The 24,750-nt window shown below is 73.1% G+C and carries 24 protein-coding genes; 13 read left to right on the top strand and 11 right to left on the bottom strand.

Going from position 1 to position 24,750, the window contains the following annotated elements:
• Positions 1 to 144 precede the first annotated feature (144 nt).
• From AB0368_RS00625 to AB0368_RS00590, 8 genes are all read left to right on the top strand, one after another.
• A complete protein-coding gene (locus AB0368_RS00625; protein ID WP_366151614.1) occupies positions 145 to 1,449 on the top strand; it encodes a hypothetical protein in 1,305 nt (434 codons plus the stop codon).
• Positions 1,449 to 2,411 (top strand): glutamate ABC transporter substrate-binding protein, encoded by a 963-nt coding sequence (locus AB0368_RS00620; protein WP_366151613.1) that lies wholly within the window; start codon positions 1,449 to 1,451, stop codon positions 2,409 to 2,411. Before AB0368_RS00625 ends, AB0368_RS00620 begins: the two co-directional genes overlap by 1 nt.
• A 7-nt stretch (positions 2,412 to 2,418) precedes the next feature.
• Complete coding sequence (locus tag AB0368_RS00615) at positions 2,419 to 3,609, top strand: hypothetical protein (RefSeq protein WP_366151612.1); 1,191 nt, start codon at positions 2,419 to 2,421, stop codon at positions 3,607 to 3,609.
• A complete protein-coding gene (locus AB0368_RS00610) occupies positions 3,606 to 5,783 on the top strand; it encodes a tetratricopeptide repeat protein (protein ID WP_366151611.1) in 2,178 nt (725 codons plus the stop codon). Before AB0368_RS00615 ends, AB0368_RS00610 begins: the two co-directional genes overlap by 4 nt.
• A complete protein-coding gene (locus tag AB0368_RS00605; RefSeq protein ID WP_366151610.1) occupies positions 5,780 to 6,736 on the top strand; it encodes a protein phosphatase 2C domain-containing protein in 957 nt (318 codons plus the stop codon). Before AB0368_RS00610 ends, AB0368_RS00605 begins: the two co-directional genes overlap by 4 nt.
• Positions 6,737 to 6,746: 10 nt before the next feature.
• Positions 6,747 to 8,012, top strand: coding sequence for a VWA domain-containing protein (locus tag AB0368_RS00600; RefSeq protein WP_366151609.1), 1,266 nt, complete (start codon positions 6,747 to 6,749; stop codon positions 8,010 to 8,012).
• A complete protein-coding gene (locus AB0368_RS00595; RefSeq protein ID WP_366151608.1) occupies positions 8,009 to 8,662 on the top strand; it encodes an FHA domain-containing protein in 654 nt (217 codons plus the stop codon). The genes AB0368_RS00600 and AB0368_RS00595 overlap by 4 nt, the downstream gene beginning before the upstream one ends.
• Positions 8,663 to 8,725: 63 nt before the next feature.
• Positions 8,726 to 9,166: a DUF1707 domain-containing protein gene (locus AB0368_RS00590; protein WP_366151607.1), complete on the top strand. Its 441-nt coding sequence runs from the start codon at positions 8,726 to 8,728 to the stop codon at positions 9,164 to 9,166.
• A 51-nt stretch (positions 9,167 to 9,217) separates the two neighbouring features.
• Here the strand turns inward: AB0368_RS00590 and AB0368_RS00585 are convergent, their stop codons facing one another.
• From AB0368_RS00585 to AB0368_RS00575, 3 genes are read right to left on the bottom strand one after another with little or no spacing between them, the layout of a single operon-like run.
• Complete coding sequence (locus AB0368_RS00585) at positions 9,218 to 10,000, bottom strand: inositol monophosphatase family protein (protein ID WP_366151606.1); 783 nt, start codon at positions 9,998 to 10,000, stop codon at positions 9,218 to 9,220.
• 23 nt (positions 10,001 to 10,023) lie between these two features.
• The gene (locus AB0368_RS00580) at positions 10,024 to 11,115 is read right to left on the bottom strand and encodes a PQQ-binding-like beta-propeller repeat protein (RefSeq protein ID WP_366151605.1); all 1,092 of its coding nucleotides are present in this window, start codon (positions 11,113 to 11,115) and stop codon (positions 10,024 to 10,026) included.
• Between the two features lie 55 nt (positions 11,116 to 11,170).
• Positions 11,171 to 11,983, bottom strand: coding sequence for a phytanoyl-CoA dioxygenase family protein (locus AB0368_RS00575; protein WP_366151604.1), 813 nt, complete (start codon positions 11,981 to 11,983; stop codon positions 11,171 to 11,173).
• Positions 11,984 to 12,042: 59 nt separating this feature from the next.
• On the opposite strand from AB0368_RS00575, the gene AB0368_RS00570 reads away from it, so the two are divergent.
• Positions 12,043 to 13,044: a LacI family DNA-binding transcriptional regulator gene (locus AB0368_RS00570; protein ID WP_366151603.1), complete on the top strand. Its 1,002-nt coding sequence runs from the start codon at positions 12,043 to 12,045 to the stop codon at positions 13,042 to 13,044.
• Positions 13,045 to 13,089: 45 nt separating this feature from the next.
• Complete coding sequence (locus AB0368_RS00565; RefSeq protein ID WP_366151602.1) at positions 13,090 to 13,944, top strand: MerR family transcriptional regulator; 855 nt, start codon at positions 13,090 to 13,092, stop codon at positions 13,942 to 13,944.
• A gap of 38 nt (positions 13,945 to 13,982) precedes the next feature.
• Here the strand turns inward: AB0368_RS00565 and AB0368_RS00560 are convergent, their stop codons facing one another.
• Positions 13,983 to 16,763 carry a DEAD/DEAH box helicase gene (locus tag AB0368_RS00560; RefSeq protein ID WP_366151601.1) on the bottom strand — a complete coding sequence of 927 codons (2,781 nt, stop codon included), beginning with the start codon at positions 16,761 to 16,763 and terminating at the stop codon, positions 13,983 to 13,985.
• Positions 16,764 to 16,852: 89 nt separating this feature from the next.
• Between AB0368_RS00560 and AB0368_RS00555 the strand changes: the two genes are divergently transcribed.
• Positions 16,853 to 17,596, top strand: a complete 744-nt coding sequence (locus tag AB0368_RS00555) for an HAD-IA family hydrolase (protein ID WP_366152368.1) — start codon at positions 16,853 to 16,855, stop codon at positions 17,594 to 17,596.
• A gap of 2 nt (positions 17,597 to 17,598) precedes the next feature.
• Here the strand turns inward: AB0368_RS00555 and AB0368_RS00550 are convergent, their stop codons facing one another.
• The 7 genes from AB0368_RS00550 to AB0368_RS00520 form a co-directional block, all read right to left on the bottom strand.
• Positions 17,599 to 17,793: a hypothetical protein gene (locus AB0368_RS00550; protein WP_366151600.1), complete on the bottom strand. Its 195-nt coding sequence runs from the start codon at positions 17,791 to 17,793 to the stop codon at positions 17,599 to 17,601.
• Positions 17,794 to 17,864: 71 nt separating this feature from the next.
• Positions 17,865 to 18,767: a YegS/Rv2252/BmrU family lipid kinase gene (locus tag AB0368_RS00545; protein WP_366151599.1), complete on the bottom strand. Its 903-nt coding sequence runs from the start codon at positions 18,765 to 18,767 to the stop codon at positions 17,865 to 17,867.
• 25 nt (positions 18,768 to 18,792) lie between these two features.
• Positions 18,793 to 19,755, bottom strand: coding sequence for a twin-arginine translocase subunit TatC (tatC, locus tag AB0368_RS00540; protein ID WP_366151598.1), 963 nt, complete (start codon positions 19,753 to 19,755; stop codon positions 18,793 to 18,795).
• Between the two features lie 6 nt (positions 19,756 to 19,761).
• A complete protein-coding gene (gene tatA / locus AB0368_RS00535; protein ID WP_366151597.1) occupies positions 19,762 to 20,082 on the bottom strand; it encodes a Sec-independent protein translocase subunit TatA in 321 nt (106 codons plus the stop codon).
• Positions 20,083 to 20,231: 149 nt separating this feature from the next.
• Positions 20,232 to 20,522: a hypothetical protein gene (locus AB0368_RS00530; RefSeq protein ID WP_366151596.1), complete on the bottom strand. Its 291-nt coding sequence runs from the start codon at positions 20,520 to 20,522 to the stop codon at positions 20,232 to 20,234.
• Between the two features lie 10 nt (positions 20,523 to 20,532).
• Positions 20,533 to 21,522 carry a YafY family protein gene (locus AB0368_RS00525; protein ID WP_366151595.1) on the bottom strand — a complete coding sequence of 330 codons (990 nt, stop codon included), beginning with the start codon at positions 21,520 to 21,522 and terminating at the stop codon, positions 20,533 to 20,535.
• Positions 21,519 to 22,514, bottom strand: coding sequence for a WYL domain-containing protein (locus AB0368_RS00520; protein WP_366151594.1), 996 nt, complete (start codon positions 22,512 to 22,514; stop codon positions 21,519 to 21,521). The genes AB0368_RS00525 and AB0368_RS00520 overlap by 4 nt, the downstream gene beginning before the upstream one ends.
• A gap of 150 nt (positions 22,515 to 22,664) precedes the next feature.
• Between AB0368_RS00520 and AB0368_RS00515 the strand changes: the two genes are divergently transcribed.
• Together AB0368_RS00515 and AB0368_RS00510 are read left to right on the top strand one after the other, a co-directional pair.
• Entirely contained in the window at positions 22,665 to 23,642 is a 978-nt protein-coding gene (locus AB0368_RS00515) for a cation diffusion facilitator family transporter (protein WP_366152367.1), read from the top strand.
• Between the two features lie 10 nt (positions 23,643 to 23,652).
• Positions 23,653 to 24,732 carry a DUF3866 family protein gene (locus AB0368_RS00510; RefSeq protein ID WP_366151593.1) on the top strand — a complete coding sequence of 360 codons (1,080 nt, stop codon included), beginning with the start codon at positions 23,653 to 23,655 and terminating at the stop codon, positions 24,730 to 24,732.
• Positions 24,733 to 24,750 lie beyond the last annotated feature (18 nt).

Here is a 24,750-nt window from a genome sequence, read left to right as displayed (position 1 = left end):
ACCGGACGCGCCCGCGGGGAGGACCTCGCGGGCGCGTTCCGCTGCGTACACTCTGCCGGTCGCAGGCCTGCGAAGATCGTTGCGCGGGTGCGGCACAGTGGCGGATGTGAGCGTTCCACCACGCACGGCATCGACGGAGGAAGCTTGAGCACAGGCCAGCTCGACCGGGCCACGACGGCGCTGACGCCCGCGGCCCCGGCGGCGGGCGGGGTCCTGCATCGCGTGGGGCGCCTGCGCCACACGTCTCCGGGGCGCCTGCAACTGATCCTCTCCCTGCTGGTGGTGCTCGGCCTGCTGACCGGGCTCGTGGCCGGGATCACCGCCGCCTCGGCCCGCGGGGGAACCGATGACCTCGGTGAGCGGGCCCAGCCGCTGCTCGTGGAGGCGGAGACGATCTATTCGGCGCTCGCCGACGCCGACACCACCGCCGCCCAGGCCTTCCTCGCCGGCGGACTGGAGCCGGCCGACCTCACCCGCCGCTACGAGGCCGACCTCGACCGGGCGACCACGGCGCTGACGGCCGCGGCCCGGCGTACGCCCGCGGACGGCCCCGCCGCCGACGCGATCAGCGCGCTCTCCGCCGACATCCCCCGCTACTCGGGCCTGGTCGCCAGCGCCCGCGCCAACAACCGCCAGGGTCTGCCGGTCGGCGCCTCGTACCTGTCCACCGCCTCGCAGTTGAGCCGGGACTCGCTGCAGCCGCAGGCCCAGGCGCTGTTCCGCAGCGCCCAGCAGGAGGTGGACGCCGGCTACTCCAACGCCCGCAGCTCCTGGTGGACGGCGCTGCTGGTGGTGCTGCTGCTCGGCCTGCTCGCGGCGCTCGTGCTCGCCCAGCGCCACCTGAGCTGGACCACGAACCGCACGTTCAACGTCCCGTTGCTGGCCGCCACCGGGGTGACGCTGCTGCTCATCCTGACCACCGCCGTGGTCCTCGCCGGTCAGCGCGCCCACCTCGCGAGCGCCGACTCGGACGGCTCGCAGCCCGTCGCCAAGCTCGCCGAGGCACGGATCCTCGCCCTGCGCGAACGCGGCGACGAGGCCCTGACCCTCGCGGCCCGCGCCGGCGAGGGCGAGCAGGAGAAGGACTTCGACGAGACCAGCCGGCAGCTCACCGGGCTGCTGGACGGCATCGGCCGGGACGCGGACTCCGCCACCGACGGCCACCGGGACTACGTGATCGCCCACGACAAGGTGCGTGAACTGGACAACGGCGGCAACTACGACGGCGCTGTCAAGCTGGCCATCAGCGAAGCGACGGGCCGGGACTTCACCACGCTCACCGACGGCCTCGGCCGGGGCCTGGAGAACCGCAAGACCGTGTTCACCGACGAGATCCACGGTGCCGGCCGGGGCCTGGGCCTGCTCACCGTGCTCGGCCCGCTGCTCGCGCTGGTGCTCTGCGTCCTGGCCGCCGTCGGCATCCGCGCCCGCCTCGAGGAGTACCGCTGATGCGTACCCGTGTCGCCGCCGCCGTCGCCGCCGTGCTGAGCGTGCTCGCCGCCGCCGGTTGCTCCGGCGACTCGTCGCCGCTGCCCCGCCAGGCCGCCGGCCCGTCCGCCGCGGCTACAGCACCGGCCGGTCCGGGCACGGCACCCGACACCTCCTGCAATCCGCGCGCCAGCCTGCCTCCGCTCAAGACCCTGCCCGAGCCGGGCAAGATGCCGCCGGGCAGCTACATGCGTGCGATCCAGGACCGTGGCCGGCTCGTCCTGGGCACCGGCCAGGACCTGCTGCTGTTCAGCTCGCGCAACCCGATCACCGGGCAGATCGAGGGCTTCGACGTGGACATGGGCAGGCAGATCGCCCAGGCCATCTTCGGCAACCCGGACAAGATCCAGATCAAGGTCATCGGGTACGACAAACGCATCAGTTCCGCCCACGACGGCTCCGTCGACCTCGTCGCGAACACGGTGACCGCGAACTGCGCCCGGTGGAAGGACGTCGACTTCTCCAGCATCTACTACGACGCCGGCAAGAAGGTCCTCGTCTCCTCCACCTCGACGTTGCGCGGCATGGACGACCTCGGCGGGAAGAAGGTCTGCGCGGCCCGGGGCTCGACCTCGTACGACGGCATCGTCGCCGCCAAGAGCAAGCCCATCCCGGTGGCGCGCCCCACCTTCGGCGAATGCCTCGTGGCGTTCCAGCAGAACGAGGTCGACGCCATCTCCACCGACGACGCCATCCTGGCCGGGCTCGCCGCGCAGGATCCGTTCGTGAAGGTCGTCGGCCCGCCCCTGTCCGCCGAGCCGTACGGCATGGCGATCTCCAAGGAGCACCCCGAGTTCACTGCCTTCGTCAACGCCGTCCTGGCGAAGAACCGCGCGAACGGCACGTGGAAGCGCACGTACGAGCGGTGGCTGGGCGACCTCGGCCCGGCGCCGAAGCCGCCCGTGGCGGAGTACAAGGGCTGACACCACGATGACCGCCCCGTTTCCCGAGTTGCTCGCCCGCGCGGACGCCGAGCTCTCCCGGCTGGAGAGCGCCGCCGCGGCGGTCGCGGCCAACCTGGTCGACCTCGACGACAACAGCGCCCGCAAGGACCTCGACAAGGGCCCGCTGACCGGCGCCACGGCTGCGGCGTGGGCGGACGCGACCACCGCGCTGACCCAGCTGTGGGACGGCTACGGGATGCTGACCGCGCTGATCACCTCGGCCCGGGCGGCGCGGGGGCAGCGGCGGTTCACCGACGCCGAGCGGTCGGCGTACATCGACCAGGTCCTCGGCCGCTCGATCACGCTGTCCACGACCACCGTGCCGCTCGCCCAGCGGGGACTGCTCGGCGCCGGCAAGGTCACCACCACCTGCTCCCCCGCCGAGCTGCTGTCGGCGATGGAGGCGGCGTTCCGCACGGCGGTGGACGTCGCGACCCGGGCAGGCGACGTGTGGCACCGGTTGATGCCGGCCGCCGCGGACGCTGCCGCTCGCATCACCCACCTGCGGTCGCTGACCCGGTCCGCGACGCTCGACGAGGCCGACCGGCGCCTCGGCGACTTCACCGCGGCGCTGGCCGCCGATCCCCTCGGCTGCGACGAGCGGGCGCTGGACGCGGTCCGCGCGCTCGCCGACCGGGCCGACGCCGAGCGCACCTCGGCCACCGAGCTCCGGGAGGCGCTCGGGCAGCGGCTCGCCGACGCGCACGCGCTGGCCGACCGGCTGACCGCCGCCGCACGCACCGCCGCGACCGCCGGGGAGGCCGTCGCCGGGCGGTTCGACGACGCCGCCGTCGCCACGGTGGCCGGCCCGGACCTGCGCCCCGACCTCGCCGCGATCGACGCCCTGGCGGCCGCCGGGCAGTGGGCGCTGATCAGCCCGCGGCTGGCCGCCTGGACCCGCGCGGCCCGCGAACGGCTCGCGGCCCTGGAGGGCGCCGCCACCCGCAACGCGGCGATGCTGGCCGCCCGCAACGAGCTGCGGGGCCGCTTCGACGCGTACCGGGCCAAGGCCGGCAGCCGTGGGCTTGCCGAGGACGCCACGCTCGCGCCGCTCGCCGAGCGGGCCCGCGACACGCTCTACACCGCGCCGTGCGACCTCGACGCGGCACGCGCTGCGGTGGCGGCGTACCAGGACGCGGTCTCCGCGCTCACGACCTCGAGGGAGGCCGGTAGATGAAGTGCCAGCGCGACTGTCCGGGCACCATTCAGGACGGTTACTGCGACACCTGCGGCATGGCCCCGCTCAAGGCGGACGCCGCGGCACCGCGCCCGCGCACCGCGACCGCCCCATCGGTACGCACGGGAGCACTGTCCACCCGCACCAGTGGGTCGGTGCGGACCGGAAGCGCCCGCACCGGCAGCCGTCGGCGGCGGTTCGGCGGCGGCCTGGTCGACGTGGCACCGCTGCCCGCGCGCGACCCGGCGACGGCGGTCATGCCCGTGGCCGAGGTGCCCGAGGAGAAGCGGTACTGCGGCAAGTGCGGCAACCCGGTCGGGCGCTCCCGCGGCGACCGTCCCGGGCGTACCTCCGGCTTCTGCCCCTCCTGCGGCGAGGCCTTCAACTTCACGCCGAAGCTGGGCAAGGGCGACCTCGTCGGCGGCCAGTACGAGGTGGTCGGGGCCCTCGCCCACGGCGGCCTCGGCTGGATCTACCTGGCCGTGGACAAGAACGTCTCGGACCGCTGGGTGGTGCTCAAGGGCCTGCTCAACTCCGGCGACGAGGACGCGCTCGCCGCGGCGGTCGCCGAGCGGCGCTTCCTGGCCGAGGTCGAACACCCGAACATCGTCAAGATCTACAACTTCGTCGAGCACGACGGCGCCGGCTACATCGTCATGGAGTACGTCGGCGGCGAGTCGCTCAAGGGCATCCTCAAGGACCGCCTCGCCGCCAAGGGCTCCCCCGACCCGCTGCCGGTCGACCAGGCGCTGGCCTACGTGCTGGAGATCATGCCGGCCTTCGGCTACCTGCACGACCGGGGCCTGATCTTCTGCGACTTCAAGCCGGACAACGTCATCCAGACCGGCGACCAGGTCAAGCTCATCGACCTCGGCGGCGTGGTGCACGTCGACGACCACGACGCCGCGCTGTACGGAACGGTCGGCTACCAGGCGCCGGAGATGGCCCACGCCGGCCCGTCCATCCAGAGCGACCTCTACACCATCGGGCGCACCCTGGCGGTGCTGACCACCGACTTCCGCGGCCACCAGACGACGTTCAAGGACAGCCTGCCCGAGCGGGGCGAGTTCGACGTCTACCGCGAGCACGAGTCGTTCCACCGCCTGCTGCTGCGCGCCACCCGTACGGACCCCGGCGAGCGGTTCGTCGACGCGGGTGAGATGACCGACCAGATGCTGGGCGTGCTGCGCGAGGTGCTGGCCGCCGGCGGGGAGCCGCATCCGGCCACGTCGCGGCTGTTCACCGGTGAGATGCGGACCGACGCCCGCGGCGACGAGCCGAACTGGCGTTTCCTGCCCGCGCCGATGATCGACCTGACCGACCCGGCCGCCGCGTTCCTCGCCTCGGTCACGGTCACCGACCCGGCCGAGGTGCTGGCCCTGCTCGGCCGGGCGCCCGAGCACACCGTCGAGGTGCAGTTGCGGGCGATGCGGGCGTACATCGACCTCGGGCCGGACGCGTTCGCCGAGGCGGCCAAGCTGCGCGACGCGATGAACGCGAGCTTCGGCGGCGACTGGCGCATCGCCTGGTACGACGGCATGCTCGCGCTCGCGTCCGGCGACCTGAGCCGGGCACGGGACCAGTTCGACGCCGTCTTCTCGGCGCTGCCCGGTGAGCTCGCGCCTAAGCTCGCGCTGGGGCTGAGCCTGGAGCTGGCCGGGCAGCACGAAGAGGCGGCCCGCTACTACGACGTGGTCAGCCGTACCGATCCCGCGTACACCACCGCCGCGGCGGGGCTGGCCCGGTGCCGGCTCGCCGCCGGGGACCGCGACGGCGCGGTGGAGGCGTACAACCGGGTGCCGGGGACATCGGCCGCATACCGCAGCTCGCAGGTGGGGGCGGTCCGCGCCCTGGTCCGCCCGCACCCGACGGCCCCGGCGGCCGTCACCGCACTCGCCGCCGCGGCCGCGCTGATCGAGCGCCTCGAGATGGAGGCGGCCCAGCTCGCCGCCCTGCGCGCCGAACTGCTCGAGCAGGCTCTCACCGCCCAGCGCGGCGGGTCGCCGGTTCCGGCCGCGGTGCTCGGGAAGCCCGGCGACGGCCTGGCACCCGAGCGGGAGCTGCGGTTCGCGCTCGAGGGGGCGTACCGGGAGATGGCCCGTGCCGCCCACGGCGAGGAGAAGATCCGCCTCGTCGACCTTGCCAACACCTCCCGACCGAGGACCCGTACATGATCGAGGACTGCGCCTCGTGCGCCGACGAGCGGGCCGCCGGCGCCGCTTTCTGTGAGAACTGCGGCAAGGCGCTCGCGACCGGCGCCGAGCCCGCGACCGGCACGGACTGCGCGGCCTGCGGCGCGGCCGGGGCGGTGGGCGCGGACGGCTACTGCGGCACGTGCGGCATCCTCGCCGGCCGGCCTCGCGACCACGCCGAGGCGGAGGCGGGTGCCGTCGCCGCCGCGGTGACCGACCGCGGGCTGCGCCACCACCGCAACGAGGACGCGATGTGGCTGGCTGCTCGCGGGTCCGATGTGGACGCCGTGGTCTGCGACGGCGTCTCCGCCTCGTTCGACCCCGACGTCGCGTCCGAGGCCGCCGCCGAGGCCGCGGGCAAGGTGCTGGCCGCCGCCACCACCGACCCGGCCGCGCAGGTCGCCGCCGCGATCACCGCGGCGGCCGAGGTCGTCGCGGAGCTGGCCGGCACCGGTGATCCGCGCCGGGCCGCGTCCAACCCCGCCTGCACGATCGTCGCCGCCTGCGTCCGGGAATCGGAGATCGGGTACGGGTGGGTCGGCGACAGCCGCGCGTACTGGATCCCCGAGGAAGGCGACGCCGAGCAGCTCACCGAGGACGACTCGTGGGCGACGCACGCGATCGCGCTCGGCGCCGACCCGCAGGCGGCCTGGAACAACCCCAAGGCGCACGCCATCACCGCGTGGCTCGGCGCCGACGCCGGGCCGGTGCAGCCCCGGACGGCGACGCTGGAGGTGGAGCGCCCCGGCCTGCTCGTGCTCTGCAGCGACGGCCTGTGGAACTACCTGACCGAACCGGCCGCGTTCGCCGAGACCGTGCGCCGCGCCGTACGCGAAGCACCGGACCTGCTCGCCGCGGCCCGGGCGCTGACCGCCTTCGCCAACGAGCAGGGCGGCGCCGACAACATCACCGTCGTCCTCGTACCGATCAACTGAGGGAGAGCCCATGGCATACACCGCAGAGGCGTTCCAGAACGAGTTCCTCGCCCTGGGCGCGACCGAGGTCAACGCGATCGTCACCGTGACCTCGTCCGGCGCCGAGGGCGGGCGGCGCACCGCCGGGGCGACCGAGATCATCATCGTGGACTGCTCCGGCTCGATGCAGGCGGAGGGCCGCATGGTCGCCGCGCGGCAGGCCGCGAAGGCCGCCGTGAACTGCATCGACGACGGCGTCCGCTTCGCCATCATCGCCGGCGTCAGCACGGCACAGCAGCTCTTCCCCGCCCCCGGCCAGCTCGCGGTCGCCACCGCCGAGACCCGCGCGCAGGCGGTCGGCGCCATCGACCGGCTCCAGGCCAACGGCGGTACGGCGATGGGCGCCTGGCTCAAGCTTGCCCACCAGCTGTTCGCCCAGCGCCCCGGCGACATCACCCACGCCATCCTGCTCACCGACGGCGAGAACGGCGAGTACAAGGGCTACCTGGAGAGCGTGCTGCAGGAGATCGGCGGCACGTTCACCTGCGACTGCCGCGGCGTCGGCACCAACTGGCAGGTCTCCGAGCTGCGCAAAGTCGCCACGGCGATGCTCGGCACGGTGGACATCGTGGCCCGCCCGCAGGACCTCGCCGCGGCGTTCGAGCAGATGATGACCGCGGCGATGGGCAAGACCAGCGCCGACGTCCAGCTCAAGGTCTGGACCCCGGTCAACTCCACCGTCCGCTTCGTCAAGCAGGTCGAGCCCCAGGTGGTGGACCTGACCGGCAAACGTACGGAGGACGGCCCCCGCGCCGCCCGCTATCCGCTGGGCAGCTGGGGCTCGGAGAGCCGCGACTACCACGTCTGCATCGACGTGACCGCGGGCGCGGCGGGCGACGAGATGCTCGCGGCCCGGGTGTCCGTCGTGGAGGGCGAGGACGTGCACGCCCAGACCCTGGTCCGTGCGGTGTGGACGGACGACGCCGCTCTGTCGACCCGGATCAACCGGCAGGTCGCCCACTACACCGGGCAGGCCGAGCTGGCCGACGCCATCCAGGCCGGCATCGAGGCCCGCAAGGCCGGCGACGACCGGACGGCGACCCTCAAATTCGGCCGGGCCGCGCAGCTCGCGCACGAGAGCGGCAACAAGGCCACGGAGGAGCTGCTCGCGACGGTGGTGGAGATCGAGGACGCGGCGACCGGCACGGTCCGGCTGCGCCGCAAGGTCGAGGCGGCGGACGAGATGGCCTTGGACACCCGCTCGACGAAGACGGTACGGGTGGGACGGGCGCAGTGACCACGTACGCCTGCCCCAAGGGTCACGCGTCCACGACGGACGACTTCTGCGACACGTGCGGTGCCCGCATCGGCGGCGCCGCCGCGTCGCAGCCCGCGGCATCCCCGGCGCCCGCCGCTGCTGGTGCCGTCCCGGGTGAGCCGTGCCCGCACTGCGGGGCGCCGCGAGCCGGAACCGGCCGGTTCTGCGAGGACTGCGGCTTCGACCACAGCACCGGAAAGGTCCCCGTCCTGGCCGCCCCGTCGGCCCCCACCCCGGCCCCGGCGGCGGCCTGGACGGCGACGATCGCGGCCGACCGCGAATACTTCGAGGCCAACGCCATCGAGGGGGTCGAGTTCCCGGCCGACACCCGTACCCGCACGGTCGCGCTGCCGCCGCCGCAGATCCGCATCGGGCGGCGCAGCACCTCCAAGGGCACCGACCCGGAGATCGACCTCGCCGACGACGATCCGGGGGTCTCGCACAGCCACGCGCTGCTGACGCTGAGCGTGGACGGGGTGTGGCTGCTCTCCGACCTCGGCTCGACCAACGGCACGTACCTCAACGACGAACCGAAGCCGCTGACCGCGGGCCAGACCCGCACCCTCGCCGACGGCGACCGGGTGCACGTCGGCGCCTGGACCACGGTCACGCTGCACGCCCCCGCCTGACCGCGTCGAGAGCCGTCGATATCCGCCCGGAGCGGCCCGGCCACGCGATACGGTCGGGCCGCGATGAAGGACGAGCGCATCGGTACGGTGCACCGCACCCAGGTGATCGACCTGCTGAACCAGGCGCTCGCCGAGGGCCACGTGCCCGAACCCGACTACGACACCCGCATCGTCGCGGTGAGCACGGCCACGTACGCGTCGGACCTGCTCGCCCAGGTGCAGGACCTGCCACCGAGCCTGCAATGGGATCCGCGCAACGCCGCGCCGCCCGCGCCGCCGGACCGCAACGCCGGACGCGCAGCGCTGATCCTCGGGCTGTTCGCGGTCCCGATGTCCTTCTGCTTCATCGGCGGCATCCTGGGCATCGTGGCGATCGTGCTGAGCACGCGTGGCCGCGGTGCGCACGGGGTCGGCCCGGCGCTGATCGGCCGGGTCCTGGGCATCCTCAGCGTCGTCCTGTCGCTCGGCGCGGCGGCCGCCCTGGTCTTCGCCGCCCGCTCCTGAACCCCTTCAGCCCCACAGCCCCCGGCCTCAGCCCCACAGCGCCGAGCGTCCTCAGCCCCACAGGGCCCGGCGGGCCTCTTCCCACAGGGCCGGGCTCCGGGCGAACAGCGACGTCCCGGCCTGCGGGCCCCGGATCCCGTCCACGCCGCCGTACGCGCCGCCGGCCTCGGTGACGATCAGGGAGGTCGCCGCGAAGTCCCAGATCTGACCGCGGGTCTGCACCGCCAGGTCGAGGCCGCCGCTCGCGACCAGCAGCGGGGCGTGGGCGTCCCAGTCGACGGCGGTCGCCCGGGCGGCGAGCGGCGCGGCGATCAGCCGGTCGGACTCCAGGTAGTTGGGCGGGGCCGGAACCACGCCGAGGCGGGCGCCCTCCAGGACGTCCGCGCGGTCCGTGGCGACGGTGACGGGTGCTTCCCCCGTACCGTCGAGGGCCGAGCGGAAGGCACCGCCACCGCGACTCGCCCACCAGAGCGCGCCCAGCGCGGGCTCCGCGGCCGCCGCGGCGACGACGGCGCCGTCCTCCTCGAGCGCCACCAGCACGAGCCACCGGTCGTCGCCGGCGAGGAACTGGGCCGTGCCGTCGATCGGGTCGACGATCCAGCGCCGCCGGCCCTCGCCGGCCGCCCCGCCCTCCTCGCCGAGCAGCGCGTCGCCGGGGCGTTCGCGGCTCAGCAGCTCGCGGATGGCGACCTCGGTCTCCCGGTCGGCGGCGGTGACCAGGCTGCCGTCCGGTTTCACCTCGCGGGGCAGGTCGGCCAGCGCGGCGAAGTGCTTCAGCGCGACGGCCGAACCGGTGTGGGCGGCCTCCCGGGCCAGATCAAGATCGCTCAGCACGGGTCCATCCTGCCGCACCGGGCTCAGCGGAACACGAAGGAACGCAACACCTCACCGGGCTCGACCGTGTAGACGCGACCATCCCAGACGACCGGGTGGGCCAGGAGACCGTCCTTCGCGGGGATGGTCATGACCTGCGCGCCCGTCGCGGCGTCGTAGATCGACTGCCACACGTAGATCAGGCCGCCGGCGAGAAGGGGCTGCCCGTACCGGACGGGAAATCCGCGGAGCCGCGTGCCCGTGCCGTAGTCGTAGACCTCCATCGTCGTCTCCAGGGACAGGAACATCTCGTTGCCGCTCAGGGTGAAGAGGCCGACCGGGAGGCCGGTCCACTGGACCTTCCCGGTCGCGGCGTTGACGGCGCTGAGCTTGCCGTTGCTCCGGACGATGAAGAGGCCCGGGTTGGCGGCCACGGCCCGGACGGACGCGGTGGTGGTCCAGAGAGTCTTTCCGGTCACGCTGTTCTTCGCGTACGCGCCCCGCCCGTTCGCCCGCGTGACCAGCACCCGCCCCAGGCTCGACACCGCGCCCGCGTATCCGTCGGTGCGGCGCCAAAGCTGCTTCCCGTCCGTGATCCGGTACGCGGTCACGCTGACTCCGGTCCCCCAGGCGGCGCTGACCACGGCCACGCCCTTGTCGACGACCAGGTCGGTGGCGTACACGTCCAGTTTGCGCCGCCACTTGCGCGCGCCGGTCCGCTCGTCCATGGCGGTCAGGTAGGCCGGGTCCGATTCGGGGTGCCGGCAGCTGGTGCTGAGCATCAGCACGCGACCGCCGGCCACGGCCAGCCGGCCGGCCCACTCCCGGTCGGTGGGCCGGGGTCCCCAGTGGTTGAGCCGTGAGCGCCACAGCAGCTTTCCGCCGGCCGGCGTGTACGCGTCGATGCTGTGGCCGGTCCGCACGATGACCCGGCCACCGGCGACGACCGGCGCGTTCACCGGCCCGGTGCACTGTGCCTGGCCCGACGGCAGCTGCACGGACCAGCTCCGCACGAGGCGGGTGCCCGTGGGCGGCTGGTCAGTGGGGTTGTACCAGTTCCCGTACGGGCTTCCGGCGTCATGATTCCAGTCAGCGCGGGCGGGTCCGGGGACGGCGGTCACCAGGAGGACGGCCATGACAGCCGCGAGGATTCTCACACCTTGATCAACGCCCGTAGCGGATCTCGGACACTCAGGCCTCGCCCATGACCAGCCCCTCGATGGTGTGCTTCTGCGTGATCGGCGTGAGGACGTCCACGACCGGGCAGTGCAGGTGATCGCGCACCTGCTGGGGCAGCGTCTCCCAGTACCCGCGGGTGACGGCCGTGTCGTGCCGGTCCCCGTTGATCCCGCCGGGGGCGTCAACGCCGAGGACGAGGACGGGCCGCGACTTCTGTGACTCGTTGCGGGTGCCGCGGTGGATGGTCAGGGCGGACCGCGCCGAGATGTCGCCGCGGCGGGGGTATTTGCGGACCGCGCGTTCCTCGTAGCGGGGGTAGAACGGCTTCGGCGGGAACATGCCGTGGCCGAACTCGGGCTCGTCGTCGAACTGGGTGCCCGGGGCGATCTCGAACGGTCCCATGTCCTCCTCGGTGTCCACCGCGGTGAGGTTGAAGGCGAGCGAGTCGAGGACCCCCGCCGTACGGGTGATCTCCGGCATCGGGAAGTCGCGGTGCCACGGCTGGTTGACCGCGCCGGCGAACGGGATGTCGAAGCCGAGCTCGACGATCACGTAATCCGGGCCGAGCACCGCTTCGCACACCGACGTCACCCAGGGATGGGTCACCAGGTCGACGAACCCGCGCAGCTGCTCGGGGTGGATCTCCACGTAGTAGCGCCGCGGCCCGCGGCCGACGGCGCCGCCGGGCCGGGCGATCGCTTCCGCGAAGGCCTTCTCGATGTCCTCGCGCATGGTGTCGGCCCACTCGGCGCTGAACGCGCCCCGGCACGCCGTGATGCCGTCCTGGTAGATCGCTGCCTTCGCCGCTGCTCCACTGTCCGTCATGCGGTCATCGTTGCAACGTTGCATGCCACGTTGCAATATGGGCCGGTAAGGTTTTCACCATGAGCGCGAGCCTGCGTCAGGTGGCCGAGCGGGCCGGGGTGTCGATCCGCACGGTGTCGAACGTCGTAAGTGGCTTCGCCCTGGTGGCACCGGAGACCCGGGCCCGGGTCCAGGCCGCGATCGACGAGCTGAACTACCGGCCCAACGCCGCCGCCCGCCACCTGCGCGGCGGCCGCTCCGGGCTGGTGGCACTGGCCATACCGGAGATCGCCTCGCCCTACTTCGGCGAGCTGGCGGGCCTGCTGGCCGAGGAGGCCGAGCGACGCTCCTGGATGCTGCTGGTCCAGCAGACCGGCGGCGACGCGGAGCACGAACGCGGGCTGCTCGGCGGCGTCCGCGGCCAGGTCGTCGACGGCCTGGTGCTCAGCCCGTGGGCCCTGTCGCCCGCCGAGCTGCGGCGGCGGCCGGACGCCGTACCGTTGGTGCTGCTCGGGGAGCAGGACGCCGACGGCCTGCTCGACCACGTCGCGGTCGACAGCGTCACGGCGGCCCGCGACGCGACCCGGCACCTCATCGGCCGCGGCCGCACCCGCATCGCCGCGATCGGCCTGCAGCCGCACCTGGAGAACGGCACCGCCGCGCGGCGGGTCGAGGGCTATCGGCAGGCGCTGGCCGAGGCCGGGATGCCCGCGGACCCGGAGCTGGAGATCGCGGTCCAGCGGCTGCACCGCGCGGACGGCGCCGACGCGATGCGGCACCTGCTCGACGCGGGCCCGGCGGTCGACGCCGTCTTCTGCTTCAGCGACCAGCTCGCCCTCGGCGCGATGCAGACCGCCCTGCGCGCGGGGTTGCGCATTCCCGATGATCTCGCGGTCGTCGGCTTCGACGACGTGGAGGACGGCCGATACGCGACGCCGGCGCTGACCACGGTCACGCCGGACAAGGCGGCGATCGCCCGGGAGGCACTGGCCTGCCTGGCCGACCGCATCTCGGGCGACCGCGCCGCGCCGGCCCGGCGCATCGTGGTCCCCCACACGCTGACGGTCCGGGACAGCGGCTGAGCGGCTTGACCCTCACACAGTGTCAGAGCGGAAGCTGAGGCGACCATGTTCAGTATCGGAGAGTTCGCGGGCCTGGGCCGGGTGTCGGTTCGCATGCTGCGCCACTACGACGCCATCGGCCTGCTGCGTCCCGCCCATGTCGAACCGCACAGCGGTTACCGCTTCTACACCGCCGCGCAGCTGCGCCTGCTCAACCGGGTGATCGCCCTGAAGGACCTGGGCTTCAGCCTCCAACAGGTGCAGACCCTGATCGACGAGAAGGTGGACACCGCCGAGTTGCGCGGCATGCTGCGCCTGCGCCGGGCCGAGCTGTCCTCGCGCATGCGGCAGGACACCGCCCGCCTGGCCCAGGTCGACGCGCGCCTCCGCATGATCGAGAGCGAGGGACACATGAACACCGCAGACGTCGTCCTCAAGAACATCCCGGCGATGCGGGTGGTGCAGCTGTCCGGCACGGCGGCGGGCTACGACCACCCCACGTCGATCACGGAGAATCTCAGCCCGCTCTACCCGCGGCTGATGGAGCTGATGGAACGCCACGGGGTGGCGATGACGGGCGCGCCGATCGCCTGGTACGAGCCGGCGCCGTCCGAACCGGACGACGAGACGATCACGGTGCACGCGGCGTTCCCGATCGGCACGGCCGAGGTCGGCCCCGGCACCGGGCTCGAGGTGGTCACGCTCCCGCCGGTCGGGCAGGCGGCGACCGCCCTGCACCACGGCTCGATGTCGGAGGCGTTCCGGACGGGGCAGAAGATCGCAGACTGGATCGACGACAACGGCCATCGGGCGATCGAGCCGGGCTTCGCCCGCGAGGTGTACCTGGACTGCCCGCCGGACGACTTCGACAAGTGGGTCACCGAGATGCAGGTGCCCCTGCGCATCGAAACCGCGGACTGAGCTCAGGCGGCCGGCGGCTCGGCGCCGCCGGCCGCGCGTCAGAGTGCCGTCTGGTAGGCCAAAACCCCCCGGTTCACCGCCGTCATCGCCTTGCGCGCCGCCTCCCGCACGCCCGGCGAGGCCGCCGATGCGTCCTTCAGCTGCGCCAACAGGTCGAGCACCTGCCGAGCCCACCGGACGAAGTCACCCGCCGGCATGTCCGACTCGTAGTTGTGACCGCTGGCGAGCACCCGCGCCAGCGGCTCACCGCGGGCCCAGCGATACATCGGCCAGACGAACCCGGGATCCGGCTCGCGGGTCAGCGACAGCCCGTGCGCCGCCTCCTGCGACTCGATCTCCGCCCACAGCTTCTGGCAGGCGTCCACCGCGGCCGTCGTAGCGCCCTTGGGGACCGACGCGCGCTCGTCGCCCTCCCGGCGGGACTCGTAGAGCACCATGGACACCGCCGCCGCCAGTTCCTCGGGCTGCAGGTCCTCCCACAGGCCGCGGCGCAGGCACTCGGCGACCAGCAGGTCCGCCTCGGTCCAGATCCGGCCCAGCATCCGCCCGGCGTCGCTGACCTCGCCCTCGGGGGTGAGGTAGCCGCGCTGGGTAAGCACCGCGCAGACCTGGTCGAACGTCCGCGCCAGCGAGCCCGTACGCCCGGCGACCTTCTCGCGCAGCGCCTCCGTGTCGCGCTCGAGCCGGTGCCGCCGCTCGGCCCACCGGGCGTGCTCCTCCCGGTCCGCGCAGGCGTGGCACGGGTGCTGCCGCAGCTGCACCTTGAGCAGCGCGATCTCCGCGTCCTCCCCCGGCTCGCCGCGGTTGCGTCCACGGCGACCGGCGGCCCCGTCGTGCCGGTCCAGGCCGGTGGCGCTGATCGTCGCGGCGAGGTCGCGGCGGTGGGCGGGCGAGCGAGGGTTGAAGTGCTTCGGCACCCGTACGCGGTCGAGCACGTCGAACGCGCCGGGGAAGTCGGCCGGCCCGACCCGACCGGCCCAGCGGTCCTGGGTCAGCACCAGCGGACGCGGCTCGCCGAACCCGCCGGAGGGCGGCTCCAGCACGACCGCGAGGCCCGCGCGCCGGCCCTGCGGGACCCGGATGACGTCGCCGACGCGGAGCCGCTCCAGCGAGGACACCGCCGCCGACCGGCGCTGGGAGACGCCCTGCCTGGCGAGCGCCCGCTCCCGGTCTGCGATGGCCACCCGGATGGCGAAATACTCGTCGAAGTCGCCGTGGTGGCATGCGGCGTCCTTGCCGTAGTCCCCCATCGTGTCGACGTTGCGCTGCACCTGACGGGCCAGCCCGACGACCGAGCGGTCCGCCTGGAACTGCGCGAAGGAGGACTCCAGCAGGTCGCGGGACTTCTCGGCGCCGACCGAGCCGACCAGGTTGACGGCCATGTTGTACGACGGCCGGAAGCTGGAGCGCAGCGGATAGGTGCGGGTGGAGGCCAGCCCGGCGACGTGCCGCGGGTCGACCTCGGGGCTCCACAGCACCACGGCGTGCCCCTCGACGTCGATGCCGCGGCGCCCGGCCCGGCCGGTGAGCTGCGTGTACTCCCCCGGGGTCAGGTCGACGTGGGCCTCGCCGTTGAACTTCACCAGTCGCTCGAGCACCACGCAGCGGGCCGGCATGTTGATGCCGAGTGCCAGGGTCTCGGTCGCGAAGACCGCCTTGACCAGGCCGCGGACGAAGCACTCCTCGACGGCCTCCTTGAACGCCGGCAGCATGCCCGCGTGGTGCGAGGCGACACCGCGCTCCAGCCCGTCGAGCCATTCCCAGTAGCCCAGCACCGACAGGTCCTCGGCCGGGATGCCGGCCACCTTGGCCTGCGCGATGGTGCGGATCTCGGCCCGTTCCTCCGAGTCGGTCAGGCGCAGGCCGCCGGCCAGGCACTGCTGCACGGCGGCGTCGCAGCCCGCCCGGCTGAAGATGAACAGGATCGCGGGCAGCAGGCCGGCCCGGTCGAGCCGGTCGACCACCTCCGCGCGCGGCGGCGGCTGCCAGCGCCGGGACCGGCCCCCGCGGTTCTGCCAGCCCGGCCCCGCCGTGCGGTCGGTGAGCTCCAGCCGGCGCAGCATCTCGCGGGTGTAGCGCAGCAGCTCCGGGTGGACGTCGTGCTTGCGGGCCGCGTCGGCGTCGTGGAACAGGTCGAACATCCGCTTGCCGACCAGCATGTGCTGCCACAGCGGCACCGGCCGGTGCTCACTCACCACGACCTCGGTCTGACCGCGGACGGTGACCAGCCAGTCGGCGAACTCCTCGTAGTTGCTGACCGTCGCGGACAGCGAGACGAGGGTGACCGAGGCCGGGAGGTGGATGATCACCTCCTCCCAGACCGCACCGCGGAAGCGGTCGGCCAGGTAGTGCACCTCGTCCATGACCACATAGGCGAGACCCTGCAGGCTGGCCGAGCCCGAGTAGAGCATGTTGCGCAGGACCTCGGTCGTCATGACGACCACGGGCGCGTCGCCGTTGATGACGTTGTCGCCGGTCAGCAGGCCCACCTGAGCGGCGCCGTAGCGCTCCACCAGGTCGTGGTACTTCTGGTTGGAGAGCGCCTTGATCGGCGTCGTGTAGAAGCACTTGCGGCGCCGGCCGGAGCCGTCGGAGCGCAGCGCCAGGTGCACGGCGAACTCGCCGACGACCGTCTTGCCGGCGCCGGTCGGCGCGCACACCAGCACGCCGCTGCCGCGCTCCAGCACCTCGCAGGCCTGCCGTTGGAAGTCGTCCAGGTCGAAGCCGACGTCCAGCATGAAGTCTTCCAGGGCCGGGAACTCGGCCACCCGGGCCGCCCGCCTCTTCGACTCCGCGTAGCGTTCGGCGGGGCTCGTCATGACCACAAGGCTAATGCGTGGGTACGACACAACGAAGGTCATGGCTCGCCGGGCGGTTGCCGACAACCGCGTCGCGGCGCCTCGGTATCGTGCACGGCGTGACGGATGCCGCCGATTCGACCGCTCCCCCGTCGCGCCGCCAGGTCGACGCCGTGCTCTTCGACTTCCACGGCACGCTGGCCCAGGTCGAGGACCCGGTGGCCTGGGTGATCGCCGCCGCGGCCGCCTGCGGCACCGAGCTGGACCGGGGCAAGGCCACCATCCTGGCCGACCGCCTGGTCACGGCCGGGCGCGCCGGTGGCCCCTTACCGCGCCGGGTCCCGATCCACCTGGCCGAGCATTGGGCCGACCGCGACCTGTACGAACACAGCCACCGAGCCGCCTACACAGGCCTGGCGGAGACGGTCAGCACGGACGTCGAGGGGCTGGCGGACGCCCTCTACGACCGGCTCCTGGGACCGCAGGGCTGGCTCCCGTACGCGGACACACTGCCGACCCTGCGCGTCCTGCGCGACGCCGGGGTCAAGGTCGGCGTGGTGAGCAACATCGGCTTCGACATCCGCCCGCACTTCGCCGCCTGGGGCATGGACACCCTCATCGACGCGTTCGCGCTCTCCTACGAGGTGGGCCGCACGAAACCCGACCCGGCGATCTTCCTGCGCGCCTGCGGCATGCTGGGCGTCGACCCGGAGCGCACGCTGATGGTCGGCGACAGCCCCGCGGACGCGGGCGCGGTGCAGGCCGGCTGCGCGGCCCTGGTCCTCCCGGCGGCGGAACCGGGCCGCTCCAACGGCCTGGGCGCGACCCTCGCGCTGGCCGGCTGCGAGGTGTGACCTCAGAGGTACGTGTCGACCAGCGTGCCCTGCGTGGCGGAACCGCTGCGAGTGGGCTCCAGCTCGTCCGAGGCCGCCACGTGGTCGGCGATCGTCGACTCCCCGCCCGTCTCCGGCGCCTTCTTCGCGGCGGCGGTGTCGGCCGACCCGAGGTACGCGGTCGAGACCGTGCTGGCGCTGACCGAACCGACCGACATGCTGCCTCCTCGAAGACCTGGCGAGCTACACCGGTCCGTTCGGCCCCGCCCCGGGACCGCTTACCGCGAGGTCACCGCAGCAACCGGAGAGCACCCGGTTCGCAGCTGATCACCAGCGGGAGCGCGGCGAGCCGCTCGCCATCGGCGTACCCGATGATCCCGGGCGTGTCGATCCGCACCTCGCGCGCCCGATAGCTGGTCACCAGCGGATCCGTGACATGGGTGCCGCGCCGCAGGCGGGGCTTGAGCCGGACGAGCTCCCGCCGGCCGAGCGGCGCCGCGACCACCACGTCCAGCAGCCCGTCGGCGGGATCCGCATCCGGGCAGATCCGCAGGCCGCCGCCATAGCTCGAGGTGTTGCCGATAGCGGCCAGCACCCCGTCGAAGCTGCGGTCGACGCCGTCGAGCACCAGCGTGTAGGAGCGCGGCCGCAGCCGGGCCGTCTCGAGCACGATGGCCAGGTCGTAGCGGCGCGGCCCGCGCGGCCACACCATCCGGTTGGCGCGCTCGTTGACGACCGCATCGAACCCGGCCGCGAGCACCGCGCCGAACCAGCGGACGTCACCCTGCGTCGTGGTCACCCGGGCCAGATCGAGCGATCGGTCCCGCCCGTCACGCAGCGCGGCGGCGATCGCCTCCGCCGCCGAGAGCGGATCCGACGGTACGCCGGTGCCGGCCGCGAAGTCGTTGCCGGTGCCGGCGGGAACCAGGCCGAAGCCGGTCCCGGTGCCCGCCACGGCTTGGAGCGCCCGGTGGACGGTGCCGTCCCCACCGACGGCTACGAGCGCCGCCACCCCATCGGTGACGGCCCGGTGACAGACCTTCTCGGCATCCTCGGCACTGGCCGCCTCCAGGAGGCGCACGGTCCGGCCTGCCGCCCCGAGCCGCTCGAGGACCGCCGGAAGCACGCCGCGGTGCCGGCCGCGCCCCGCCCGGGGATTGGCCAGCACCGCGATGTCGTCACTGCTGCTCACAGCCGGGAATGTACCGGCCGCAAGCTCAGGTCATGTCGTCGAAACGGCTCTCGAGCGGCATCGGTTTCACCACGGGCGTCGCAGGCTCGACCGAGGTCGGCGCGTCGATGCGATCGGAGACGCCGACCGGCGCGCGCTCCTCCTCCAACGGCGAGACCTCGTCGTCGTCCAGGTCGGCGTAGAGCTCCTTGCCCCGGCCCTTGCGCTTGTCGTTGATCGCCGCCACGGCCACCGCGATGAAGTACAGCAACGTCATGCACGCCGCGAGCAGTGTCATGCCGAACGGCCCCGGGTCCGGAGTGGCGATCGCCGCGAAGGCGAACGACAGGAAGACCACGATCCGCCACCAGCCCAGCAGCCGCTTGGCGGTGACCACGCCCGTGAAGTTGAGCATGAGCAGGATGAGCGGGAACTCGAACGCCGCCCCGAAGATGAGCAGCATGTTCGTCACGAAGCCGACGTAAGCGCCGACTTCGAGCTGAGTCGTCACCCCCAGGATGCCGGCTTCCTGGATGAACGCGAGGCTGTGCTTGACGACGAAGTAGGCCAGCGTGACCCCGCCGATGAACAGGGGCGCCGCGATGGAGACGAAGACGTACGCCCACTTGCGTTCGTGGCGGTGCAGTCCCGGCGCGACGAAGGCCCACAGCTGGAACATCCAGACCGGCGAACCGAGGATGAGGCCGACCCACAGCGCGATCTTGAGCTTGATGATGAGCGGGTCGACGACGCCGAGCACGACGAAGTTGCAGACCCGCTGGCCCTTGGAGTTGATGATCCACGAACTGTCCAGGGAGCAGTACGGCTCCCGCAGGATGTCGAAGACCCATCCCGAGATGATGAAGCCGACGATCAGCCCGGCGATGATGCCGAGCGACGCCCAGAACAGCCGGTTACGCAGCTCCCGGACGTGCTCGATCAGGGTCATCGAGCCGTCGGCGGCCTGCTCGAACTTGCTCGGACCCCGGCGGCGCAGGGAGATGGCCACGGTGGGTCAGCGGTCGTTCGTCCGCTGCACCGGGTCGACGTACGGCTGCGCCGGCGGCTGCTGCGGCTGCTGGTACGCCTGACCGGGCTGCTGATACCCCTGCTGCCCCGGCTGGTGGATCTCGCTGGGCTGCACCGGCTGGCGCGAATACTGCGGCTCGGCCTTCTCGGCGACGTTGTCGTCGTCGATCAGGCCCTTGGTCTCCGCCTTGATGATCCGCAGCGACCGGCCCAGCGACCGCGCGGCGTCCGGGAGGCGCTTCGCGCCGAACAGCAGCACGAGCACGACAACGATGACGGCGATGTGCCATGGCTTGAGGGCGCCCATGGATGACTCCAGTCGGTTCGGATCTAGGGTGGTTCAGGACGGTGCGGGATCCATCGTACGTGTGGTTGCCGGGAGTGACCCCCGCCGCATCGGTTTGTTTGGGCCCCGATCCGAGGAATTTTCGGACAACGGGCCGGGAACGCCGCAGGCTACCACGGGCTCGCGGCGCTTTGTAAGGAGTGCTTACCGTCGGACGAGCCGTGGCCCGCCTTGATGACCGCGACCTGCTCCTGCGCCAACTCGGCACGCCGCTCGAGCCCGGCGATGGTCTCCTGCAGCACCTCGGCCTTCGCCTGGAGTTTCGCGGCCTGCTCCTGCCGGCGCAGCAGCCTGCGCATCGCCCGGTCGAGGCCCCGAAGCCGGCCCAGCACCGCCATGACCGCCGCGCCCAGGATCACCAGCGCGAGCACCGCCACCGCAATCACGATCCACAGCACCATGGCCGACAGCTTAGGGCTTCACCGGGTCAGGGGCCGAGTACTGGTCCAGCGCCGCCGCCGCCTGGGCCCGGATCTGGTCGACGAGCGCCACCGGCCCGACCACCGTCACGTCGGGGCCGACGCCGAGCAGGAAGCGCTGCGCCCAGCCGAGGTCGGTGACGCGCATCGTCACCACCCACTCGTCGCCGTCGCGGCGGACCTCCTCGCACGGGTAGTACTCGGTGATCCAGCGGCTGCCCCGGCCCACCCGCAGCGTCACCAGCGGCAGGTCCGGCCCCGGGTGGAACACCCCGTCGCGGACGTCGTGCGGCACCGCCCGGGCCGGCGGCGCGGCCGGCTCGTCCAGCTCGGTGAACGCGTCGATGCGGTCGGCGCGGAACAGCCGGGTGCCCTCGGCGCGGCGGCACCACGCCTCGACGTACGCGCGGTTGCCGACCATCAGCACCCGCATCGGGTCGACGACGCGCTCGGTGGTCTCGTCCCTGGCGGCCGTGTAGTAGGTGATGCGCATGGCGTGGCGTCGTTCGACGATGGCGCGGATCGCGTCGAGGCGCTCACTGGTGGCGGGCAGGCGTACGGCCACGGGCGCGTCGCCGAGGTCCCCGGCCGCGTTCTCGATCTTGGCCAGGGCCCGCTCGATCGCGTCCCGGGCGCCGATGCCGGGCGTCTCGGCGAGCATCCGCAGCGCCACGACCAGGGCCAGGGCCTCGTCCGGGTTGAGCCGCAGCGGCCGGTCGATGCCGGCGTCGTAGGTGATGGTCACCCGGTCGCCGTCGAGGGCCATGTCGATGAGGTCGCCGGGGCCGTAGCCGGGCAGGCCGCAGACCCAGAGCAGTTCCAGATCCTCGCGCAGCTGCCGCTCGGTGATCCGGAAGTCGGCGGCCGCCTCGGAGACCGCGATCCCCGGCCGGGCCAGCAGGTACGGCACCAGGTTGAGCAACCGCCCGAGCCGGTCGGCCGAAGCGCGCCCGGCGGGTCCGCGCTGGTGCGGCGGTGTCACGGCGACACTCCGGCGGCGGCCGGCTCGTGCCGGGCGACGACCTCCTTGAGCTGCTGGATGACCGACTCGCGCAACTCGGGCGGACCGTCCGCGCGCACCTCGGCGCCGTAGCCGACCAGCCGCGAGGCGAGCCATTCGACGTCGGAATACGGGATCGTCAGCCGGTCACCGCCGGGCCCCGGCACGGTCTCCACCGCGAGGCGCCGCAGTCCCGCCGCCCGGCCCGGCCGGACGAGGACCGTCGCGCGGCCGGTGCGTTCGATCGGCCCGGAGAAGCGGGCGACGTGGCTGATGAGGTCGACGTTCTCCGGCGGGGTGAAGGCGCCCTCGGGCCCCACCGTCCGGACCTGGCCGACGATGCGCGACAGGCGGAAGCAGCGGGTGGCGTCCCGGTCACGGTCGTGCCCGACCACGTACCAGCGGCCCTGCCAGCAGACCACTCCCCACGGCTGCAGGCGGCGGATGGAGGGCTCGTCCACCTCCGGTACGCGGTAGGTGAAGGTCACCGCCCGCCGCGCCCGGGCAGCACCGGTGAGCGGCGCGAACGCCGGGTCGACGGTCACCACCGGTTCGACGCCGAGGGTGGCCTGCGGGTCGACCTCCACGCCGGCGGCGCGCAGCTTGGCCAGCCCGGACGACGCGGCGGCGGCCAGCCCGGCGTGTTGCCACAGCCGCGCGGCGATGCCTACGGCGGCGGCCTCGTCCGGCTCGAGCGGGATGTCGGGCAGCGCGTACTCACGGTGGGCGATGCGGTAGCCGTGCTCGGTGTCGAAGGCGCTCGCGAGGCCGGTCTCCAGCGGCACGCCCAGCTCGCGCAGCTCGGCCTTGTCCCGCTCGAACTTGCGCTGGAACGCCTCGTGGTCGCGCGGATCCTCGGGGTCGTGCTCGTATCCGGGAACGGTCGCGGCGATCTGCGCGGCGGTCAGGAACCGTCGCGTGGACAGCAGACAGATCACCAGGTTCACCAGGCGCTCGGTGCGGGTCCGCGACACGACCGAAACGCTAGCAGCCCGGAGGGCCGAGACGGTTATCGCTCACCGCCACGGGGAACGAAGCTTGACGTGCCTGACACTTCCCCCGCCGCAGATACCTCGCAAACCTCACAGCACGAGCCTGCCTTCGGCCTCGCCGCGGCGGCGGCCCTGCCCGGGCCCGCCGAGCCGGACAGCGGCGGGGAGAGCGAGAGCGTCGGCACGGTGATCATCGCCGGGCTGGCCAACCTGATGATCGCCGCCGCCAAGCTCGTCGCCGGCCTGCTCTCCGGCTCGGCCGCGATGCTGTCGGAGTCCGCGCACTCCCTGGCGGACACCGTCACCGAGGTCTTCCTCTTCGTCGCCCTGCGTCGCGGCGGCAAGCCCGCCGACGAGGAGCACCCCTTCGGATACGGCAAGGAGAGCTTCGTCTGGGCCTTCATCGCCGCCCTGTTCACCTTCATCGGCGGCGCCGGCTTCTCCATCTACCACGGCGTGACGACGATCCTCGCCGGCGAGCACAGCGGCGACTTCCTCCTCTCGTACATCGTGCTGGCGGTGTCCTTCGTCGCCGAGGGCGTGTCGTTCATCAAGGCCCACCGGCAGGTCACCGGCGAGTCGGAACGCTGGGGCATCAGCCGGCGCCGGTTCCTGCGGCTGACCCCGGACACCACGGTGAAGGCGGTCTTCCTGGAGGACTCGGCGGCGCTGATCGGCCTGGTCCTCGCCGCGGCCGGCATCGGCCTGACCCAGCTCACCGGCTCCGAGACCTGGGACGGCATCGCCTCGATCCTGATCGGCCTGCTGCTCCTCGTGGTCGCCTTCGTCCTGGCCCGGGCCAACGTGTCGCTGCTGGTCGGCCGGGCGGTGCCGCGGCGCATGCACAACCAGATCGCCGACGACCTCGCCGCCATCCCGGTCGTGACCGCCGTGCCGACGCTGCTGACCATGCAGCTCGGGCCGGGCGACATCCTGGTCGCGGCGAAGGTCGACTTCGACGACGACGTCACCGGCGGCGACATCGAGGAGGCGTCGGACGAGGCCGAACGCCGGCTCCGCGCCCGCTACCCGGGCATCCGCTACGTCTTCCTGGACCCGACGCGCGGGCACGCGGGACGCAACCACCGCGACGGCGGGGTGGACATATAGGGTCGCCGCCATGGTGCGCTGGCGGTCGGGAACGGTTTCTTCGGTACGCCGTGAGTGGCGTGGCGCGATCGAGCTGGAGGTCGCCACGGACGAGGGCCCGCTCAAGGCCCTCGCCTACCCCGGCCTGACCGGCGCCCCGCAGCCCGGCGACCGCGTCCTGCTCAACGTGGGCGCTCAGGTGATGGGTCTCGGCACCGGCGGCTACGCCCTGGTCGTGGCGCTGCCCGACCGGCTGCCCCCCGACCCGGTCGCCGACGGCACCACCCGCGACTCGGGTCACCTGGTCAAGGCCCGCTACACGCCGCTGCAGCCGATCCTGCTCGGCGTGGACGAGGAGGCGTCACCGCACCACGAGGTGCTGGCCGCGGCGACCGGCATCGACGACCTGCCGGTGGTCACCGCGGACCTGCACTCGGCGCTGCCGGCGATCCTGGCCGGCATCCACGCCGACCGCCCGGATGCCCGCGTCGCGTACGTGATGACCGACGGCGGCGCCCTGCCGGCCTGGTTCTCCCGCACCCTCGACGGCCTCGGCGACCACCTGGCCGGCACGGTCACGACCGGCCAGGCCTTCGGCGGCGACCTGGAGGCGAGCACGGTCCACACCGGCCTGCTCGCCGCCCGGCACGTGCTGCACGCCGACGTCGCGATCGTCGCCCAGGGCCCGGGCAACCTCGGCACCGGTACGCCCTGGGGCTTCTCCGGAGTCGCCGTGGGTGAGGCCGTCAACGCCGTCGTCGCGCTCGGCGGCCGCCCCGTCGGCTCGCTCCGCATCTCCGGCGCCGACGGCCGGCTGCGGCACCGGGGGGTCTCGCACCACAGTCTCACCGCGTACGGGAAAGTCGCGCTCGTCCCCGCCGACCTGCCGGTGCCGGCCGACCTGCCGGCGGATCTGGCGAAGGACGTCGCCGAGGCCCTCGCTCCGCTGGCGACGCTGCACCGCGTCGTCGAGATCGGCACCGAGGGCCTGGACGCGGCGCTGCAGGCGAGCCCGGTGAAACTGTCGACGATGGGCCGCGGCCTGACCGAGGACCACGCCTATTTCGTCGCGGCCGCCGCGGCCGGCCGGCACGCGGCCGCGCTGCTCTGACGCCTGGGGTCTGACGCT

The sequence above is a fragment of the Actinoplanes sp. NPDC051475 genome, assembly GCF_040689425.1.
Lineage (GTDB): Bacteria > Actinomycetota > Actinomycetes > Mycobacteriales > Micromonosporaceae > Actinoplanes.
This window is presented reverse-complemented; position numbering and strand designations above follow the sequence as displayed.